Origin of the sequence: Flavobacterium gelidicaeli (assembly GCF_013294005.1) — a bacterium.
Taxonomy (GTDB): Bacteria; Bacteroidota; Bacteroidia; order Flavobacteriales; family Flavobacteriaceae; genus Flavobacterium.
In genome coordinates this window covers 195,669-216,303 of the sequence record NZ_JABSNK010000005.1, presented here as the reverse complement: position 1 = coordinate 216,303, position 20,635 = coordinate 195,669, and the positions used below count along the sequence as shown (strand labels likewise).

Annotated in this window: 11 protein-coding genes; 9 read left to right on the top strand and 2 right to left on the bottom strand. The window is 30.7% G+C overall.

Going from position 1 to position 20,635, the window contains the following annotated elements; translation table 11 throughout:
• Nucleotides 1-225 precede the first annotated feature (225 nt).
• The 8 genes from HNP99_RS09660 (at nucleotide 226) to HNP99_RS09625 (ending at nucleotide 13,189) form a co-directional block, all read left to right on the top strand.
• On the top strand, nucleotides 226-2,253 hold the full coding sequence (locus HNP99_RS09660) for an nSTAND3 domain-containing NTPase (protein ID WP_173853171.1): 2,028 nt from the start codon (nucleotides 226-228) through the stop codon (nucleotides 2,251-2,253).
• Between the two features lie 68 nt (nucleotides 2,254-2,321).
• Entirely contained in the window at nucleotides 2,322-4,037 is a 1,716-nt protein-coding gene (locus tag HNP99_RS09655; protein ID WP_173853170.1) for a hypothetical protein, read from the top strand.
• 583 nt (nucleotides 4,038-4,620) lie between these two features.
• The gene (locus HNP99_RS09650; protein ID WP_173853169.1) at nucleotides 4,621-5,148 is read left to right on the top strand and encodes an NADPH-dependent FMN reductase; all 528 of its coding nucleotides are present in this window, start codon (nucleotides 4,621-4,623) and stop codon (nucleotides 5,146-5,148) included.
• A gap of 128 nt (nucleotides 5,149-5,276) precedes the next feature.
• Nucleotides 5,277-7,139 (top strand): DNA topoisomerase IV subunit B, encoded by a 1,863-nt coding sequence (locus HNP99_RS09645; protein WP_173853168.1) that lies wholly within the window; start codon nucleotides 5,277-5,279, stop codon nucleotides 7,137-7,139.
• Nucleotides 7,140-7,167: 28 nt separating this feature from the next.
• Complete coding sequence (locus HNP99_RS09640; RefSeq protein WP_173853167.1) at nucleotides 7,168-8,229, top strand: PDDEXK nuclease domain-containing protein; 1,062 nt, start codon at nucleotides 7,168-7,170, stop codon at nucleotides 8,227-8,229.
• Between the two features lie 7 nt (nucleotides 8,230-8,236).
• On the top strand, nucleotides 8,237-10,939 hold the full coding sequence (locus HNP99_RS09635) for a DNA gyrase/topoisomerase IV subunit A (protein WP_173853166.1): 2,703 nt from the start codon (nucleotides 8,237-8,239) through the stop codon (nucleotides 10,937-10,939).
• Nucleotides 10,940-11,203: 264 nt separating this feature from the next.
• A complete protein-coding gene (locus HNP99_RS09630) occupies nucleotides 11,204-12,268 on the top strand; it encodes a hypothetical protein (RefSeq protein WP_173853165.1) in 1,065 nt (354 codons plus the stop codon).
• 36 nt (nucleotides 12,269-12,304) lie between these two features.
• Nucleotides 12,305-13,189: an NHL repeat-containing protein gene (locus HNP99_RS09625; protein ID WP_173853164.1), complete on the top strand. Its 885-nt coding sequence runs from the start codon at nucleotides 12,305-12,307 to the stop codon at nucleotides 13,187-13,189.
• On the opposite strand, the gene HNP99_RS09620 is transcribed toward HNP99_RS09625, so the two are convergent.
• On the bottom strand, nucleotides 13,172-16,903 hold the full coding sequence (locus HNP99_RS09620) for a metallophosphoesterase (RefSeq protein ID WP_173853163.1): 3,732 nt from the start codon (nucleotides 16,901-16,903) through the stop codon (nucleotides 13,172-13,174). The two genes, HNP99_RS09625 and HNP99_RS09620, sit on opposite strands and share 18 nt — an antisense overlap.
• Before the next feature lie 25 nt (nucleotides 16,904-16,928).
• Here HNP99_RS09620 and HNP99_RS09615 point away from each other — a divergent pair, with 25 nt between their 5' ends.
• Nucleotides 16,929-18,131 (top strand): Pycsar system effector family protein, encoded by a 1,203-nt coding sequence (locus tag HNP99_RS09615; RefSeq protein WP_173853162.1) that lies wholly within the window; start codon nucleotides 16,929-16,931, stop codon nucleotides 18,129-18,131.
• Here the strand turns inward: HNP99_RS09615 and HNP99_RS09610 are convergent.
• Nucleotides 18,128-20,491 carry a GAF domain-containing protein gene (locus tag HNP99_RS09610; protein WP_173853161.1) on the bottom strand — a complete coding sequence of 788 codons (2,364 nt, stop codon included), beginning with the start codon at nucleotides 20,489-20,491 and terminating at the stop codon, nucleotides 18,128-18,130. The two genes, HNP99_RS09615 and HNP99_RS09610, sit on opposite strands and share 4 nt — an antisense overlap.
• Nucleotides 20,492-20,635: the final 144 nt, after the last annotated feature.

The following is a 20,635-nucleotide window of genomic DNA, read 5'->3' as shown; positions in this document are numbered from 1 at the left end:
ATATTTACTAAATTTGAAATTAGATTATGGAAAATCTGTTTGTATCTTTAAGAGGTTTTGATAGCAGAATTTTTGGTGGAAATGGTGCAGTTTAATCAGGGGAATGCTAGTGGGTTGGGGAGTGGGAAGAAGTTCAGTGTGAAGTTGAATTTGTTTTATGGGAAAATGATAAAATTTCAGAATAAATTTTAGTTTTTATTTGTTAATGTTTTTAATTCAATTAAGATGAGCGTAGCTATTGAAGGTGTTAAAGGTTATGAATATCAGTATAAAGTAACTGTTTTATTTGCGCTCTTACATTGTAATGATTTTAAATCAAAACTATATGTTGAAAAGATAGGAAGTGAAGATATTACTTTCATTGATGAAAATCATAATTTCATTGAGATACAAATAAAGAGAGAGAAAAATAATATTGGTTTATCAAGTATTATAGAATGGTTATCACACTTTCAAGAAAGAAGTAGTACTAATAATTTATTATTAAGGATTAAAGACGAAAAGTCCAAATGTTTATTTATTACTCGTTCAAGATGTAATGATGAAGCTTTGGTATTTTTAAAAGAATTTCCTCTAATTAATTCCAATAATAATGTTATTTCTCAAGAAGTTACTACAGAATTTAAAAAGGAATTAAAAGTAGTGAAATTTAAAGATACACCTTTAGGAATCAAAAGAAAAGCATTCTGTAATAATTTTTCAAATAAATTAAATAAATCTGAGATTAAAATATTAATAGATAATACTTTGATTTGGGAACAAATGGAAGAAAAAAAGATTGATAATGAGATTTTGAATTGTTTAAATAAAAAGTTTTCTATTCCACAATCCCTTTCAGATAATTTGTATTTAAAGCTATTAACAATTGTAAAACAAGGTAGAGATTTAAAAGTTGATATTATTCCAGATTTCAAAAAATTTATTTCAAAATTTAAGGTAAGTAAATATTCTCTTTCAGAAAATTATATTAATAGAAAAGAAGAAGATCAGGCGATAGAAATTTTAGAAAACTCAAATTTATTATTGTTAACAGGAATTTCACAATGTGGCAAAACTGAATTAGCTAAAAAAACCGCTAATTATTTTATAGATAAAGGATATAACTCAATAACTATTTCAAGTGATTTTTTTCAAATTGAAAATTTCTTCAACAAGAACAAAGAAGAAGATAAAATTATAATTTTTGAAGATCCTTTTGGGCACATAAAACCGAAAAGTGAGTCCAATTATATTAAAAACAAAATAATTAATATTTCTAATAGTTTATCTTTAAATCATAAGTTAATCATTACAAGTAAAATCGAAATTTTAGAAGAAGTATTTACTACGGATAAGATAGTTGAAAATTTTATAAGCTTAACTGAAGATGATAATAATTTGATATTAGATTTTTGGATCAAGTTTTCAAGTAAACGAAATATCAATATTGAAATTATTAGAACTGTTAGTGAGCATATCAAAAGCGAAACACAACATAAGATACAAGTTGGTCAATTAGATTACTTATCAAGATATGATTCGAATAAATTAAAATCCAAGTCATTAGCTGAATTAATTACCATAGCGCGACATAATTCGAAGGATATTTCGGATGACTTACTAAATGAAAATTATGAGTGTTCAAAAATATTAGGAGTGCTTTCTACTTGTAGTGATAATAATACTGGAATTTGCATTAATGATTTAGGCTTTATTTTAGGTGAGGATGACATGAAGTATTCAGTATTTAAACAAACAAAAATAATTCAAATTTTAAATAAGAAAATTACATATCCTAAGTATTTAAAAATTGCTAAAATAAAAAAGAAGTTTAAAAAAAGTATAGGTTATTTTGAAGAAAGAGGTTTTATTAAAATGGAGAATAACAAATTGTTATTTTCTCATCCTAATTATTTTGAAGTAGGACGAAATTTGTTTTTCAAGAAAAGTTATGATGATCAAATGCAAAATATTAAGTATTTAAAAAAATCAATTGTTTGTATTAGTCCGAACACAACTTTATTCTCTTGTAAACAACTCACATTAATTTATAATAGAATAGACATTAGATTTAGAGATAATATTAAAGAAATAATGTTTTTAGCTAATAATTCTATTTACCCATCTGTCGAAGATTATTCTTCAATTAATTTAATTAATATAATTGGAGATATCAATAGCGAAAAAGAAAAGAGCAAAATTATTGACATTATTAATAGAGGGAACACGGATACTGATCAATTAATTGGTACAATCATGAGGTTCCATTTATAGGTAAAGAGAGTAATATTAGGGATTATTTTGTAAATACTATATCTGAAGAAAATGTAGAAATAGTAAAAATGAAACTACTTAATAACGAAAATGTTAAATTGTTTGATGTTTGGAGTTTTGTTAATTACTATAGATTATTAGCTAGTGGAAAAGTATATTATAAACTCCAAAAGGATTTAATTAATTCACTTCTTACCTACGAGGAAGTTTTTATTAGAAAGCAAGTTGCGAAGATTTTTTTTCAATCTAAAATAGATAAAAATGAAGTTTTACTCATAGAAAAATTTTTTAATGATGTACACCCTACAGTTGTTTTTTATGGAATATGGGGCAGTTTATTAAGTTGGAATAAACAAACAGATGAAGTGAAAAGTATAGTTTTTGACCTTTTTAAAAAATTATTATGTAGGCAAGAAATTGCAATTAGAGCAAATAATTTATTGACAACCTTTTCAGTTGATTATTCGGGAGAGTGTATTGATTGGAAAATATTTTCTAAAGAAGAAACTATAGAGCTTTGGAATATTTGGGGACAAATATTTCCTATTTTTTCAAATAGTTTGCCTCCAAATATTTCTTTAAATTACGGAAGATTTGGAAATACGATGAAAACATCGATGAAATATTTGACTATTGAAAATGGTATAGAAGTTTTTAATACCTGGTTAAAAAGAATAGAATTGAAAATTAAAAATAAGATTGAATTTTCAGATTATGAAATGGGTATCGCTGATGACTTAATAGAATTTACAAAAGGGAATGTTGAATTAAGAAAGAATTTAATTGAAAGAATTTTATCAAACAATAATTCAATTTTTTGCTTATACAATTTAAAGATAATGACTAGTTATTGGGAAGTATTAAATTTAAGAGAGAGAAAATTGATACTAAGGCTCATAAATTCAAATAGAATAGACCAAAGATGGATTAAGGCTATGTTACTTACTAAATATGAAGTCCCAAGAGAAATTGAGTTAAAGATAGTAGGAGATGTTAATCTATTTTCTTTAAAGCCTCAAAAGGTTATTGAAATTATGTCTGCGGAATTAATTTACGATTGTTTAAAAATTATTTATGCAAAGCCTTATGAACTGCAATATTTAAGACCTAGTTACGTTTCGGATTTTTGGAAAAGAATGATAAATTATATTTTATTTTATCAGATTGAACCCTTTTTTGATATATGTATAAAAGATTTTATTCATAGTAATATTTTTGTGCATAGATCAGATAATTTCTTATTGTGGAGAAAAATATGCTTGAACTCACAAAACATAAATTACTTAACATATTTAATTGTTTATAATATTTCTAAGGGTACAATTAATGTTAATGGTACAATGATGATAATGAAAAATTTAATTTTTGCTTACCAAGAAAGAAATGAATATGAAGTATTTATAAATATTATTGCTGATGAAATTGAGGTTTTACAGCAAACTTCAGATAAAAAGGATATTTTTTATATTTTTGACAAAGACTTAATTTTTAATGATTTATATAAAAACATTTTTCCGGATTTGGCAGCAAAGATAATAATTGAAAAAACAGGAATTGAGTTTTTAGAAACTTTTATTGATGGCATTGATTTTGAAACTTTTAGATTTTTTTATTCTTATCTTATAATTGAAAAATTAGTTAATGAAAATGATAAAATAGATGAAGAAGTTAAAAAGAAATTACTTTCAATTCCAAATATAATAGATAAAGTAGGAGATATAAAAAAAAGCGAGATAAAGAGAAAATATTTTAAAGAAGAGAAAATAGAAAATTGGATGAGATAGCAATGAGAATTACTATAAAACTATTTATAAATACGAAATGATTGCTATCTCAAATATATTATGTCTAGCTTTTATAAATCCTTATTAAAGGCTTCTCAAGTAACAAATCGTTTTAATTAAATACAAGAGAATTTCATAACCAAAACCTCCAAGGTCAAAAAAATACCTTGCAGGAAAACAGAAAAGCCTAGAAAGTTATTTTTTAGGCTTTTGTTAAAAAAAAATCAAAGAAGATGCGGAGAATAAAATTGTATTCTCTGCAAAATATGCGCTAAATAAGCTTTTGTTTACTGTATAAACTACTATAATAAAAAAGCATCTATAAATTTGCACGTTGACAAAACAAAACAACTACTTATTGGTTTGTGTTTTTTATATTTCTTAGAAGAAAAACAATCCAATTACAGAGTCAGAACTTCGTTAGAGAATTTTGGTGCTATAGATAATTATTTATGCTATAGGAATTGCAGTGAAAAATAAATTGTAATGTACATTATAAATATCCTAAAGCTAGCTCTTTGTGAAGTTATTTCGGGTAAGAAACTATTTGCCTGAGAATTTTTTTTATACATTTATAAAAAAAATGAAAATAATCGCTTTTGGCGCAAGCCCTAGTAAAAACTCAATCAATAAAAAATTAGCAACTTATGCCGCTTCGCTTTTTGAAAATGCTCAAGTAGAAGTATTGGATTTAAACGATTACCAAATGCCAATATTTAGTGTAGATATTGAAGAAAAAATTGGTCAACATAAACTTGCTCAAGCTTTTTTGGATAAGATTGCATCTGCTGATGTTTTGGTAGTTTCAATGGCAGAACACAACGGGAATTACTCCGCTACTTTCAAAAATATTTTGGATTGGTGTTCTAGAATCAATGGAAAAGTTTTTCAACAAAAACCAATGTTGTTAATGGCTACTTCACCTGGAGGCAGAGGCGGAGCAACTGTTTTAGAAATAGCTAAAAATGCTTTCCCGCGTCATGGAGCAATCATAAAAGCAACTTTTTCCGTACCTAATTTTGACGATAATTTTGATATAGAAAAAGGACAAATTACAAACACCGATTTAGATACTGAATTGAAGCAGATTGTCAAGAAGTGGGTCTCATAAAATCAAAAAAACGCTACTATTTAGACTAAAATTCACGTCTCAATATTATTTTTAATAATTTTGAGACGTAGTGCTTTTAAAATATATCGAGATATGCTATATTAGCACAAAATCGATAAACTCCCGCAATGTCTGATAAAAATCAATATACCGAAGATAATATTCGGTCACTCGACTGGAAAGAGCACATTCGTATGCGTCCCGGAATGTACATTGGTAAGCTGGGCGACGGATCTTCACCTGATGATGGTATCTATATTTTATTAAAAGAAGTACTCGACAACTGTATCGATGAGTTTGTTATGGGCGCTGGTAAAACGATAGAAGTATCGATCAAAGATAAAACCGTAGCTGTACGTGATTATGGACGTGGAATTCCACTTGGAAAAGTGATTGATGTTGTTTCTAAAATGAATACGGGAGGAAAATATGACTCGCTAGCATTTAAGAAATCGGTGGGTTTGAATGGTGTAGGAACCAAGGCGGTTAATGCACTGTCTAATTATTTTAGAGTAGAGTCAGTTCGTGAGGACAAACAAAAAGCAGCCGAATTCTCAGCAGGAAATTTAGTTCTTGAAGAGGAAATCATTGATACTACAAAACGAAAAGGAACTAAAGTAACCTTTATTCCAGATGAAGCGATTTTTAAAAACTATAAATTCAGAAATGAATATGTGGTTAAAATGCTTAAAAATTATTGTTACTTAAACACAGGATTAACAATAATTTATAACGGAGAAAAATACTTTTCGGATAACGGATTAAAAGATTTATTAGAAGAAAACATTGCCGAGGAAGATATGGTTTACCCCATCATTCACTTAAAAGGCGATGATATAGAGTTGGCAATTACACACAGTAAATCACAATATAGTGAGGAATACCACTCTTTTGTAAATGGACAAAATACTACGCAAGGAGGGACACACTTAGTTGCTTTTAGAGAAGCGCTGGTAAAAACAATACGTGAGTTTTACAATAAAAGTTTCGAATCTTCTGATATTCGTAAGTCGGTAGTAAGTGCCGTGAGTATAAAAGTGATGGAACCCGTTTTTGAATCACAAACAAAAACCAAATTAGGTTCTACTGACATGGGTTCAGAAGAAGGGATGCCTTCGGTACGAACATTTGTAAATGATTTTGTAAAAAATAAATTAGACAACTTTTTACATAAAAATCCAGAAACAGCCGATTTACTTTTACGTAAAATTCTACAAGCAGAGAGAGAACGTAAAGAACTTTCAGGTATTAGAAAATTAGCAAAAGATCGTGCTAAGAAATCCAACTTACACAATAAAAAATTGCGTGATTGCCGTGTGCATTTACCCGATATTAAAAATGCGCGCTATCTAGAGAGTACTTTGTTTATCACTGAGGGGGATTCGGCTTCGGGATCGATTACTAAATCGCGTGATGTGAATACACAAGCGGTATTTAGTTTACGTGGAAAACCGTTGAACTCGTACGGAATGAGCAAGAAGATTGTTTATGAAAATGAAGAGTTTAATTTGCTTCAAGCGGCATTAGATATTGAAGATGACATGGAAAACCTGCGTTACAACAATATTGTAATCGCAACAGATGCCGATGTCGATGGAATGCACATTCGTTTGTTATTGATTACTTTCTTTTTGCAGTTTTTTCCAGAATTAATCAAAGAAGGACATTTATATATTTTACAAACCCCTTTGTTTAGGGTTCGAAATAAAAAGGAAACGATTTACTGCTACTCTGATGATGAGAAAAAAGCGGCTATCGAAAAGCTAAAACCCAAGCCAGAAATCACTCGATTTAAAGGATTAGGGGAAATTTCGCCAGATGAGTTTCAGTTTTTTATTGGAGAAGACATTCGCCTAGACCCAGTGATGATGGATAAAAACACATCAGTAGAGCAATTGCTTTCTTTTTATATGGGTAAAAACACACCGGACCGTCAAGAGTTTATTATTAAGAACTTGAAGGTAGAACTGGATGTGGTAGAGAAGGAGTAGAGTAATAACCTTTTGGGAATAAATACAAGTGTCAAAAAGTCTTCAAAATAAAATCTTATTTTCACAGGTAGTTGTGCTTTTGCAAAATGCACGCCAGCAGGTTTTACGTACGGTAAACGCAACGATGACCTATACTTATTTTGAGATAGGTAGAATGATTATTGAAGAAGAGCAGAACGGAAAAGAAAGAGCGGAGTATGGCAAGCAAATTTTAAAAGGACTCTCTGCAGATTTAACAAAAGAGTTTGGGAAGGGGTTTTCAATGAGGAATTTAGAACAAATAAGAAAGTTTTATAAAACATATTCAAATTCGTCATCACTGTCGACGATTTTGTATAATCAAATTCCGCAGTCATTGACTGCGGAATTCAATAATGCTTATTTTGAATTGTTTCGGTCTTATTTTAAATTAACTTGGACTCATTATACTTTCTTACTGCGTATTGATAATGAAGAAGAAAGACGTTTTTACGAAATAGAATCTGAGAAATGCAATTGGAGTGTAAGGGAATTAAAAAGGCAATATGATTCGGCGCTATATACCAGATTGGCTTTAAGTCGTGATAAGGAAGGAATTTTGAAACTTTCTACAGCAGGACAGCTAATCGAAAAGCCAAAAGATCTGATTAAAGACCCTTATATCTTAGAGTTTTTAGGATTACCTGAATTGCATCAATATTCAGAATCGGATTTGGAAGAAGAAATCATCAACAAATTAGAAAGTTTTTTACTAGAACTAGGCCACGGATTTACTTTTGTAGCACGACAAGACCGGATAACATTTGACGATAAACATTTTAGAATTGACCTAGTTTTCTATAATCGTGTATTGCGATGTTTTGTACTGATCGATTTAAAAATTGGCGAATTGAAACACCAAGACTTGGGACAAATGCAAATGTATGTAAACTATTATGATAGAGAAAAACGTTTGGAAGGCGAAAATAAAACCATCGGAATTGTACTGTGTCAAAACAAAAGTGATTTAGTGGTTGAATATACATTGCCAGAGAATAACGAACAAATCTTTGCTAGTAAATACAAAACGGTATTGCCTAGTAAAGAAGATTTAATAAAATTAATTTCGTAATCACTATATGAAAGACGAGGAAGAAGAAAATATAAATCCAGAGAACGACAATATTAATTCAGAAGATCATGCTATTGATGAAAATCAAGAAGCAGAATCAGATGAGGTAATAGAAAAATCGACAGACGGAGGACATTTTTACGATAATAACGACGATGGTGCAGATACTATAACTAAGGTTACAGGGATGTACAAGGATTGGTTTTTGGACTATGCCTCTTATGTTATTTTAGAGCGTGCTGTTCCAGCAATTGAAGATGGTTTTAAACCAGTGCAACGTCGTATTATGCACTCGCTAAAAGAGTTGGATGATGGTCGTTATAATAAAGTAGCTAATGTTGTAGGACATACCATGCAGTATCACCCACACGGGGATGCGAGTATTGGTGACGCTATGGTACAAATAGGTCAAAAAGAATTGTTGATTGATTGTCAAGGAAACTGGGGAAATATCCTTACGGGAGATTCTGCGGCAGCTTCACGTTACATTGAAGCACGTTTGTCTAAGTTTGCCTTGGAGGTTTTATATTCTCCAAAAATTACTGATTGGGGAATGTCTTATGATGGTCGTCGTGCAGAACCGAATAATCTTCCAGTAAAATTCCCATTATTATTAGCTTCGGGTGCAGAAGGGATTGCAGTAGGTCTTTCGACCAAAGTATTGCCTCACAATTTTAATGAATTGATTGATGCTTCGGTAAAAATATTAAAAGGAAAACCCTTTACAATTTATCCGGATTTCATGACACAAGGAATTGCCGATGTGTCTAATTACAATGATGGAATGCGTGGCGGTCGTGTGCGTGTACGTGCTAAAATTGCGCAGCTCGATAAAAATACATTAGTGATTACCCAGATTCCGTTTTCTACAAATACTACAACACTTATTGATAGTATTTTGAAAGCGAATGATAAAGGGAAAATAAAAATCAAAAAAATTGAGGATAACACGGCAGCAAATGTGGAGATATTGATCCATTTGTATCCAGGTGTTTCACCAGATAAAACGATTGATGCTTTATTTGCTTTTACGGCTTGTGAGACTTCTGTAGCGCCATTAGGTTGTGTTATTGAAGATAATAAACCGCTGTTTGTTGGGGTTTCTCATATGTTGAAAATTTCGACAGCGCGTACTGTTCAATTGCTTAAAAGCGAACTCGAAATTCAATTGAGTGAACTAGAAGAGCAATGGCATTTTCTTTCTTTGGAACGAATTTTTATCGAAAATAAAATCTACCGCGATATTGAAGAAAAAACTACGAGAGAGGATGTTATTCAGGCAGTTGATGATGGTTTAAAACCACATATTAAACATTTAAAACGTGCTATTACTGAGGAAGATATTCTGAGGTTATTAGATATTAGAATCATGCGTATTTCTAAGTTTGATAGTAATAAAGCGCAAGACAAAATTGAAGCACTCGAAGGAAGTATTGAACAAGTAAAACACGATTTAGAGCATTTAATTGATTTTGCAATTGCTTATTTTGTAAAATTAAAAGAGAAATACGGTAAAGGGCGTGAGCGTCAAACTGAGCTACGTGTTTTTGATGATATTGAAGCTACAAAAGTAGTGCTGCGAAATACAAAATTATACGTTAATAGAGAAGAAGGGTTTGTAGGTACTAGTCTTAAAAAGGACGAATATGTAACTGATTGTTCTGATATTGATGATGTTATTGTTTTTTTACGTGATGGGAATATGATGATTACTAAAGTTGATGCAAAAACTTTTGTAGGGAAAGATATTATCCATATCGCTATTTTTGATAAGAGTGATAAGCGTACGATTAATAATGTGATTTATCGTGACGGAAAATCAGGTCCGTCTTACATAAAACGTTTCAATGTCTCTGGAGTTACCCGCGATAAATTATATGATTTAACTAATGGTACTAAAGGGTCTCAAATATTGTATTTTACTTCTAATCCAAATGGTGAAGCTGAGGTAATAACAATAATACTAAGACAAGTAGGTAGTATTAAAAAACTGAAATTCGATATTGATTTTGCTAAACTAGCTATAAAAGGGCGTGGTTCTAAAGGGAATTTAGCGAGTAAATATCCAATAAAAAAGATTGAGATCAAGGAAAAAGGAATCTCTACATTATTACCAAGAAAAGTGTGGTATGATGATACAGTTCGTCGCTTAAATGTTGACGGCAGAGGAGATTTATTAGGAGAGTTTAGACCGAGTGATAAAATTCTAATAGTACAACAATCAGGTAAGTTAAAAGTTGTTGTCCCTGAACTAACAACGCATTTTGAAACAGATATGGTTGTGCTAGAAAAATGGATCCCTAAAAAACCAATTTCGGCAATTTATTATGATGGGGAGAAAGAGCGTTATTATCTAAAACGTTTTTTAGTAGAAACAGAAAACAAAGAAGAAATATTTATAACTGAACACCCTAATTCACAATTAGAAATTATATCAACAGACTATCGTCCTGTGGCAGAATTAGTTTTTCCAAAAATTAAAGGAGTTCAAAAAGAAAGTGTAACAATTGATATCGAGGATTTTATTGCTGTAAAAGGTTTTAAAGCTCTGGGGAATCAGTTGACAACTGATAAGTTGAAACAAGTTAATATGCTAGATCCATTGCCTTATGAGGTTCCGGAGGAAATTGTTCCAGTTAGAAATAATTCTGGCGATGATGATAATCCTGATGTTCAGCTTGATGAAGATGGACAAGCAATATTATTTTAGAAAATTGTTTTGTGCTATTTAAAGTAGTTTATTAAAATATAAAGGTTCACTTTTTAAGTAAAGTGAACCTTTTTTTAATGCCACTATCTGCTGTTAAACAATTGCTATAAAGCGTTAATAAAGTACAATTATCTTTGATTATCGTTTCAAATTTATTAAATTGTAGGAAAACGTGTTTTTTTGAATACAAATGCGTTTTAATAATTTTCAATATTTATTTTAAGCTTTAATTTAATGTAAATTTGTACAAAACACAAGCAATACATGGAAGATACCTTCATACAATTTAAAAAACCGTCCTACCCAATTAACAAATCGTTATTTGAATATTTAGGACGTTTTGACCGTATATCTAAAGTTGAGATATGTTATGATGATTTATTGCGTTTTTCAGGCTCTATCAATGTTTATGATAAACAGGATAATGATACCTTGTGGGCAAGGGTTTTCTATAATGAATTTGAAAGGAATGAAATTGATTTGAATCTAAAAAAAATCTATTCGCTACTACATTCTGATGGAAACCTTGATATTATAAAGTTCTTAAATGTAGATTCAATTGATTATTGCACTTTTGGGAATTCAAAACCTTTTCGAATAAAAGTTCGAAATATTTTAAATGATAACTACACGCATTTTTATGTGAAAAAAGCTGATGCTTCGCGTATTTATGGTTTAGAATTAGAGCATATTTTATCACCTGATAAAATCAATTTTTTGGTTTATGAAGACACATTGATTGAAGAGCATATTATTGGTATCCCAGGTGATGTTTTTATGGATACTTTACTAAAAAACTGTACCGAAACTGAAAAAGCACAAATAGCTAAAGAGTTTGTGAAGTTCAATGAACGTTGCATGATTAGACTCTTAGGAGACATGAGGGCATATAATTATGTTATTGTTCCTATTCACGATTTTGATCAAGTTGTATACAAAATCCGACCAATTGATTTTGATCAACAATGTTATGAAGGGAATTTTAAAGTGTACAGACCACAGTTTTTTAAAGAAAACTACCCTATGGTACGCTTAGTAAAAGAGAAATTGCAAGAGAGCTCAATAGAACAATATAAAAATGAAGAGCGCGCCGTATTAGCCAAAAGAATTCTATCTGCGGAAACACGTATTAAACGTATTTTAAAAATAATGGGACAAGATAATATTGCCCCAGAAGAGCATATAACACAACTTAAAATGGACTTGTATCGCTATACGAATGATGTGAATTTTAAGAATGCTAAACGTATGGGTAATGTTTTAAGTGCCGCTTTTAGATTTGTAACACGAAACTATAAAAATGCTAATTTATTTAAACCGGGTTTTTAATCAATTAAACAAATTACAAATAAGATATTATTACGCATGAAAAATTACTTTTCGATATACTCACTCACTTTATTAATTCTTTCTTGTCAGCAAGATTTAGGTAAATTAAAACCCTTTTTTTCTCTGCCAAATAACTTAAAAGAAGTTTCGGGAGTAGTTTACTTGCCAGAAACTGACTTGTTATGGACACTTGAAGATAGCGGAAACGATAATAAAATTTACAGCCTAAATAGCGATGGAGTGATTGTAAACGAAATTACAATTGCTAATACTGCTAATGTTGATTGGGAAGATATTGCTAAAGACAAACAAGGTAATTTATATATTGGTGATTTTGGAAACAATCATAATGATAGAAAAAACCTGTGTATTTACAAGATAAATAAAAAGGTGCTTAACGCCAAAGAGGCTACACCAGACTATAAAGTGACTTTTTATTATCCTGAACAAAAGGATTTTCCGCCCAAAAAGAAGGAGTTATTTTATGATGTAGAAGGTTTTTTTGAATTTAATAATTATTTCTATTTGTTTACCAAAGACAGAAGTAAAGATTTTAAAGGGATGACTTCATTATATAAGATTCCCAATAAAGCAGGGCATCATAAAGCAGAATTATTAGGAAGTATAAAACTGGGTAAAAACTACGATGATGCAGCAATTACTAGTGCAACAATTAGTCCTGATAATTCAAAAGTTATTCTTTTAAGTCACAGTAAAATTTGGATTTTTAAAGATTTTAAATCAGATAATTTTTTATCAGGAGATCTTAAAATGGGCGACTTAAAGCATTACTCCCAAAAAGAAAGTATTGCTTTTAAAGACGCTAGTACAATATTCATTGCTGATGAAAAAGTAAAAAAAACAGGCGGTAATGTTTATAAATTAAATTTGGATAAAATTAAATTAGAAACCAAGCCCTAATCCAAAAGTTAAACGACCTTGATCATCAGCACTTTTAAAATAAGTTATCCTTGCCGTTAAGATATCTAAGCCATTAAGCCATAATCCGCCACCAACTGATTGATGCCATTTGGATGAGTTTTCACCATTAAGCCACACTCTTCCATAATCAAAACCTCCAAGAATACCGTAAGTCATCGGAATGATGTTTCTTTTTATTTGACCTATATTCCATCTAATGTCACTACTTTGAAAGAACGATTGGTTTCCTATAAAACGTTCGTTTCTAAAACCTCTTAAGTCATAATCGCCACCCAAAGCAGCTGCTTGATAGAACTCAAAATTATTGTTTAAAATTGCTTTTCCTTTTAATAAAGTGGCTAAAACTAATTTACCGTTAGCATCAATTTTATGATTAAAATTCAATTTTGATTCAATCGTTGGGAAGTTTCTTTTTGTGTCTTCTAGATTGATTTTCCAGCTACCCGTTATTGAAAAGCCCATTCCTATTGTAGGGAAGGCAGTGTTGTCATTATTATCAAAACTATATTTTATACTCGCTCCAGCAAATAACTGATTATCAAAAACAGCTGGATTGATACTATTTGACAATCCAATGAAACGGTCATTTATACGTTCTACATCAATGTTCTCAATTTCAGTTTTAAATTTAATGATACTTCCGTTTTTACCAATTCGGGTAAGTTGTGGAGCAGCTTTTAAAATACGAATTCGAACACGATTGAAGTCTTTTCCATCTTCTTCATCATTATTAATGGTATTATTACCATAACCAAAATAGTTAATAGCAAAATTGGGACTCGTAAATTGGGTATCTAAATTAAAATCAAAATCACCAATTAACTTAGGTACACTTAAGTTATACAATAATTCAAAACCACCCGTAGCAAAATAATAATTGGCCTTAAGTAGGTGCTTGCGTGTATACGGATTTTGCTTGAACCTATTAACAGTATAGTTTGCTATGATTCCAATTTTTACTCCGTCATCAGGATTAAAACCTAAGATAGGTAGCCCAGAGAAGAAGTTGTATTTTGGTTTTCGATAATCATAAAGAATAGTTTCATAATCATCAGTCAAAGATTTCTTCGTTTTAGAGTCGATCGCGTAAGTGTTGTCTTTTGATTTAAAATCAATAATTTCAATGTTTTTACCTTTCTCTATGGTGTAAATATCATTGTTTTGCCCTCCAATTAATCGAATGTTAATTCCGTTATTGTGAGTTCCTTTTACAACAAATTCATCATCATCATCAAGCCCGTAAACCCAAATGTTTTTAGTAGACTTGTGAGTAAAAGTCTTTTTATACATAAATTGTTCTCCCTCTTTTTTTAATCTTGATACAGTTACTACAATCTCTTTTTTTGCAGTACGGTCAATTACAAAACGATCTTTTTTATTGGTACCAACTAATAAAACTGTTTTTTGTAAAACATGGTAATATCTTGCTGCATATTGTGTTAATTTTGCTCTTCGGGATTTAATATTTGCCTTAATCTCTTCAATTGTGTGGTCTTTGACTTCAGTGGGTAAATTATCAAATGCATGTGCGATATCATCATCTGATAGGTTATCTTGAATGTATTTAGCTTGTGCCAGCCAGTCTTTTTCAGTAGCAGTTTTTAGAAATGCTAAATCAAGCGTGTAAGCCTCGCGATTAAACCATTTTACATTTTTAATATCTTTTTTAAATGATTGCATGTGTCTCAAAGCCGGGATATTCATTAAAATAGAAAGTAGTGTCCCATCATATTTAGAGAATGCTTGATCGCGATCTCTAGGAATAGGCTTGTAAATCACTTTATCGCCCACTTTATATTCGCCCCAGCGCCATTGATCGTAATGCCTGTCCCAATCGCCTATAAGCATGTCAAATAAACGCGCTTTTATATACTCATCTTGATCGACAGCATATTTTTCATCTTTCCGTAAATTTTCTAAAACATCATCGGTACTTATAATATCTATTGGAGTATCGCCAAAGCCTGCTAGGTTTTTTTGTTCTTTAGACGGACGCTCTTCTACTAAATACAATTCATCACCAAAATTTTCATTAAAATCTTTTAATTGGTTTTGTTTTGGAATATAATAAAGTAATGGATTAGTGTGTGCTACGCCAATTTTTTCAGCCAAATTGCCTACTGATAGTGGCGCATAAGGATGGGAAGTAGTGTAAAAATCATATAGAAAATCTTCGGCAATAGTATTTTGAAAACTTTCCTCAACGTATTGGTCTTTAAAGGCTACATTTTGTAAGAAACGAGAAACGCTTTTCTTTACTGCACGCATTACATATTCCTTTCCGTTTGCATCTTCAAGACGCAAAGATTTAGATTGATGACCACCACCAGCAATTGTAGGAGTTACACCGGCATAAAGTTGATCAAGAGTTATTGTTTTTACAGCTATTTGTTTTCCAAAATACTCTCTGTAATGTTTTCCAAATAAAAAATTATGAACACTACTTTTATCGATCATATCTGGAGTGTAAACCGATGCTTTTATTGTATCTGGAAAAGTGGTAGGATAATCTAATGTTACTTTTGTTTTTGGGAATAAAATGGTTTTCTTAAACAGTAAATTGAGTTTGTCATTTTCTCTTCCGTAAAAAGAAACCATTGCTTTTCCTGTATCATAAAGGGATAGTGTTGCAAAACCATTTTTTCCGTATGAAAAATCATTTGGGTAAACCGCCTTTGCAGCTTCGGACTTAGAACCAGCACCACTGATGATTTGCTTGATGTTTTCATGGTCAATATATTGTAAATTATGATCGTGTCCAGAAACTACAATTACATTAGTGAAACCTTTTACATAGGTTTGAATGCGGTTTGATAATTCGCTATATTTTTTGTTTTGAATGTCTTGCGGACTGATACCTGACGTTTTTCTTAAAAAATTAATAACGGAACCAATTACAGGCAACGGAATTTTTTGTTCAAGCGGAAAAAGTTGTTTTTTTAAGGAAAACTGTCCACCATGCGTACCATTACTCAATAATGGATGGTGAAGTGCTAAAATTACCGTTTTGTCTTTATTCTTGCTTAGTAAACTTTCTAATTCAGCAAAGAAATCTTCGCGAGTTTTAATATCACAATTATCATTTATTGTAGGTGATTTATTCCAGTCTTCTAAAAACCATTGACTATCAATCGTAATTAGAGTGGTTAAATCGTTTATTTCTATATCATCTATTGCACAAGTTTTTTTGGGTGAAAAAGCGTGTTTATCATTTAAATAGTCAGTAATGAATTCTCCTTGTTTTTCAAGCCCTTTAATTCCGCTGTACCAATCGTGGTTTCCAGGAATAAATACGGTTTTCCCTTTAAATTGTTTAGTAAGTGCTAATTGAGCTAATAATTTGTCTTCGGCAATTTTATAGTTGGCATCGTCTTTCTTACTTGGTAATCCTTTAGGGTATATATTGTCTCCTAGAAATAATAAGGTGCTGTTTTTATTAGCAAACACAAGTTGTTCCTGAAGCAATTGCAACATTTTTTGAGGTTCAGTTTCATCAGCATTTCCAGCATCACCAACTAAAAAAAAAGTATGCGTAACTTTTGCAGTGTCAGCTTCGTTTTGAGGAACAGGAGTTTCTACTTTACTACCATATTGCGCCTTTTTGGTAGCACAAGATTGTAGCAAAAGGAGTACTATTGGTAAGTAAAGAAATATTTTATTTTTGATAAATCGATTATCCGAAAACATTTTCATAATTTAGTGGTATAAAAAATTATTTATGACCCTTATAGCGCAAGCCGAAGATTTTGTCCGTAAATTATTCAAAGATAAACTTTCTATTTCATTTATTTACCACAATTTAGACCACACTTTTGATGTGGTTTCGGCAGTTACCATACTATCTGACAGAGAAAATCTAACGCCTTTAGAGACAGAAATGATGATAGTAGCGGCGTGGTTTCATGATACAGGCTATACTAAAGGTTGTGATAATCATGAAGATGCGAGTATTGCTATTGCAAAAGATTTTTTAAAGGATAAGGATAAAGACGAAGCTTTTATTATAGCTGTTGCTAAAGTTATTAAAGCAACAACGTATAATTATGTACCTGTTACTATTTTCGAAAAAATTATTAGAGATGCTGATTATTCTCACTTTGGAAGAGAAGATTATCTATCTATTTGTGAGAATTTAAGAAAGGAATGGGAGCTTACGAGTCATAAATTTTACACGAACCTAGAATGGGCGCAAGAGAATCTTAAAATAATTTCTAATTTTCATGTATATTACACACAATATGCCCTTGAAAACTGGCAACCCATTAAATTAAAAAATATAAAATTGATAGAAGAGAATATAAATAATATCGAAAATAAAAAGCTTGAAAGTGCTGTTCCTACTGAAAAAAAGAAGAAAAAGAAAAAAAAGAAACCCACAAATGGAAAAACGAGTAGAGGAGTAGATACTTTATTCAGAATTACATTAAGCAATCACACTCGTTTAAGCGGAATTGCAGATAGTAAAGCCAATATATTATTATCAGTTAACGCCATTATTATATCAATTGCATTGTCGTCTATCATTCCTAAACTAGATAATGTTCGCAATGGTTATTTGATCATTCCTACATTTATTATGTTGATGTTTAGTGTAGTTTCAATTATTTTTGCAATACTTTCGACACGTCCAAAAGTAACTAGCGGAACTTTTACGCGACAAGATATTGAGGATAAAAAAGTGAATTTGCTTTTCTTCGGGAATTTTTATAAAATGCCTTTAGATGAGTATGAGTGGGCGGTAAACGAGATGATGAAAGACGACAGTTATTTATACAACTCGATGATTAAAGATTTGTATTATTTGGGACTTGTTTTAGAAAAAAAATACAACCTTTTAAGAATTACCTATAATATATTCATGATCGGGATTATTGTTTCAGTGCTTGCTTTTGTAATCGCTTTCAATTCTATACATGTTTAATTTAACTCTTCTAATAACTCTTGGTAGCTGTATTTATCATCGGGCATATCTGAGTTACATACTTTAATTCGGAGTGCTTTTAAACCAGAAACCCCTTGTAACTCTTGTACATCAAATTGTTCAATTGTAGGTTCAAGAATTTTTTTGAATTGTAAAAACTTAATATATTTTAGGTATTCTTTTTCTTCATAATCGTGAGAATATACGATGGTGATTTTCTCTTTTTGCGTGATTCTTTCCTGAGTGCCTTTTATATTGGCTTTGTCAATGCGTTTTTTTACTACTTCGTAACGCGCATTGTAGGTTCCGTCAACGTCAAAACGTTTTTCATCCATTCTAAAACGAACAGATATTGGGGAACTAAAAACCAAAATTAAAGAGGTTACGTCTAATTCATATGGCAAAACCGATTTAAGGCGGTGGTGCTCTAATTCCATTTTACACAAAGTTTGTAATTGCCATAATCTTAAATTACTCAAATACATCAAGTCAAATTTTTGCATAGGAGCAATGCTTGCGCCAATATATAAGTTGTGCTCTACACCATCCGTTTTAAATCGCTCAAAATAATGTGGAAAAATTTTTTGTGCTTGGATTTGTTCTTTGTCAAGAATTGATGCCATTTTTTTATTAATAATAGACATGGCATTGTCAAAGTTTTTTCTCGAATGATAAAATAGTGCCGTCTTTGAATCTAATTCGGCAAAATAATTTGCAATACGTTTTTGATTCTCCTCATTAATTTTTGAATTGGTTAATATAGGATGAATTTCCTTCAAAATATAAGCTTGAATTTGCTGTTCAGTATCTGCTTTTAACTCTTGTTTTAAATCATTAAAATAGCTTTGCATTTCAAACTTGCGTTGCTCTAATAACGGTAAATCACTCTGTGCAGTTAAATTGTCTACAATAGTGATTAAGGCTTCCAGTTGGTTTTTTAAATCGTCTTTTACCGTTTCATTACGATGTTCAGAGGAGCCTTTAATATCAATTTGTCCATATAAAGGATATACTTCTTTAAATACAATTTCTTTAAAAATGTAGTCTTTATTCTTATTGTTAGATTTTAAGTATTTTTGGACTTCTTTTTTAAATTTCCAATACACGCTAGAATGTATGGCAGTGTATTCACGCTGAATTACCGCTTCAATTTGGTTTTCAATATCCCTATTATAGCGCTCCAATGTGTCCACTACATAAGGAAGTACTAAGTCTAAGTTTGTAGCATTGACCGTGTTTAAACTTCGCGCACTAGAGGAAACTAATTCTATTATCCCTAATAATTTATCGTCTTTTACAACAGGTGCAAGTATGCAACTTTGAATATTTTGTTTTAATAAATGGCGTCCTAATTTTTCGCTTCCTGGTATTTCAGCAAATCGTTTAACATTAGAGATTGCAAAAGGTTTTTTTTGATTTAAAATAGTATCAATAGAGCAACTCAATAATGCTTTTTCACAATCAATGTCTTCTTTTTCTAAAAGGATAAAGCTGCCAATTTCATTATTACTATAAGGAGGTTTTGAGAACTTGTTTTCTTCCTCATTGTATAGAATAACACCTACTTGCAAATCGGCTATTTTAAATATTGATCGAAATATCTTTTCAAATTTTGGATTACTATCATGTTGATTTTCCTCATTTTTAAGCAGGTTACTTTTTAAGTTAGAAATGGCACTTTCGATGGTAGCATCAAATAAAGTTACAATACCAAAACCTTTAAGGATCCAACTCTCAATAGGGAATTTTTCTTTCCATAAGGAGATATTACTATAATTATCCATTAACAAGTCGATGTCTTCAGTTGTTAACGCAATAGCATTTTTAGTAGGGATCACTTCGATAAAATCAGCGTTGTATAAAATTCTATAATGTTTCGAAATTCCGTTTTCGTCAGGAATGTCATAAAATAGAGGTTTAGTTACTTCAAAACGTTGTTTGTAGTACACATTCAATATCAATATACAGCTCATGATGTAATATTGATCTGCGTCAAAATCCCGAATAGTCATGTCAAAAGCACCACCTGCATTTTTAATGATTTTTTTAAAACGCTCCGAGTAATTGAACATTAAATTTTGAAAAGGAATGGTAACTGCTTTTATTTCGTTGTTCGTTAAAGCAGTGGGAAATAAGTCAACAAGTAAATTTTTGACAAGTACCTCATTTTCTTTAATAAATGATAAGTCAGTAACACCTGATTTTAACTGTGGTAGAGGCGCAATTTCTTTAAGTAAGGCTTTTGCATAATTAGCACGATAATCAATAGCTGTTAAAGCGATTTCCTCCATAGATTCAATTAATCGATGAAAAGAAATTTGAGTAATAAATGGGCTTTCAGTATATAGATTATAGTTCATGTTGCAACAGTATTAAGTTGCAAAATTACTAATTTACGGACGGCTGAAGGGTATAAAGCTGGATTAATTTTAAAATGAAAAAAAAGTTCCTCAATTACATCTTGTAAATGAGGAACTTTAAAAATTATTACACATTATAAGGAA

Excerpts from the sequence above, each read along its gene's own strand:
- HNP99_RS09660 (WP_173853171.1), top strand. The coding sequence starts at position 226 with ATGAGCGTAGCTATTGAAGGTGTTAAAGGTTATGAATATCAGTATAAA.
- HNP99_RS09655 (WP_173853170.1), top strand. The coding sequence starts at position 2,322 with ATGAAACTACTTAATAACGAAAATGTTAAATTGTTTGATGTTTGGAGT.
- HNP99_RS09650 (WP_173853169.1), top strand. The coding sequence starts at position 4,621 with ATGAAAATAATCGCTTTTGGCGCAAGCCCTAGTAAAAACTCAATCAAT.
- HNP99_RS09645 (WP_173853168.1), top strand. The coding sequence starts at position 5,277 with ATGTCTGATAAAAATCAATATACCGAAGATAATATTCGGTCACTCGAC.
- HNP99_RS09635 (WP_173853166.1), top strand. The coding sequence starts at position 8,237 with ATGAAAGACGAGGAAGAAGAAAATATAAATCCAGAGAACGACAATATT.
- HNP99_RS09630 (WP_173853165.1), top strand. The coding sequence starts at position 11,204 with ATGGAAGATACCTTCATACAATTTAAAAAACCGTCCTACCCAATTAAC.
- HNP99_RS09625 (WP_173853164.1), top strand. The coding sequence starts at position 12,305 with ATGAAAAATTACTTTTCGATATACTCACTCACTTTATTAATTCTTTCT.
- HNP99_RS09620 (WP_173853163.1), bottom strand. The coding sequence starts at position 16,903 with ATGAAAATGTTTTCGGATAATCGATTTATCAAAAATAAAATATTTCTT.
- HNP99_RS09615 (WP_173853162.1), top strand. The coding sequence starts at position 16,929 with ATGACCCTTATAGCGCAAGCCGAAGATTTTGTCCGTAAATTATTCAAA.
- HNP99_RS09610 (WP_173853161.1), bottom strand. The coding sequence starts at position 20,491 with ATGAACTATAATCTATATACTGAAAGCCCATTTATTACTCAAATTTCT.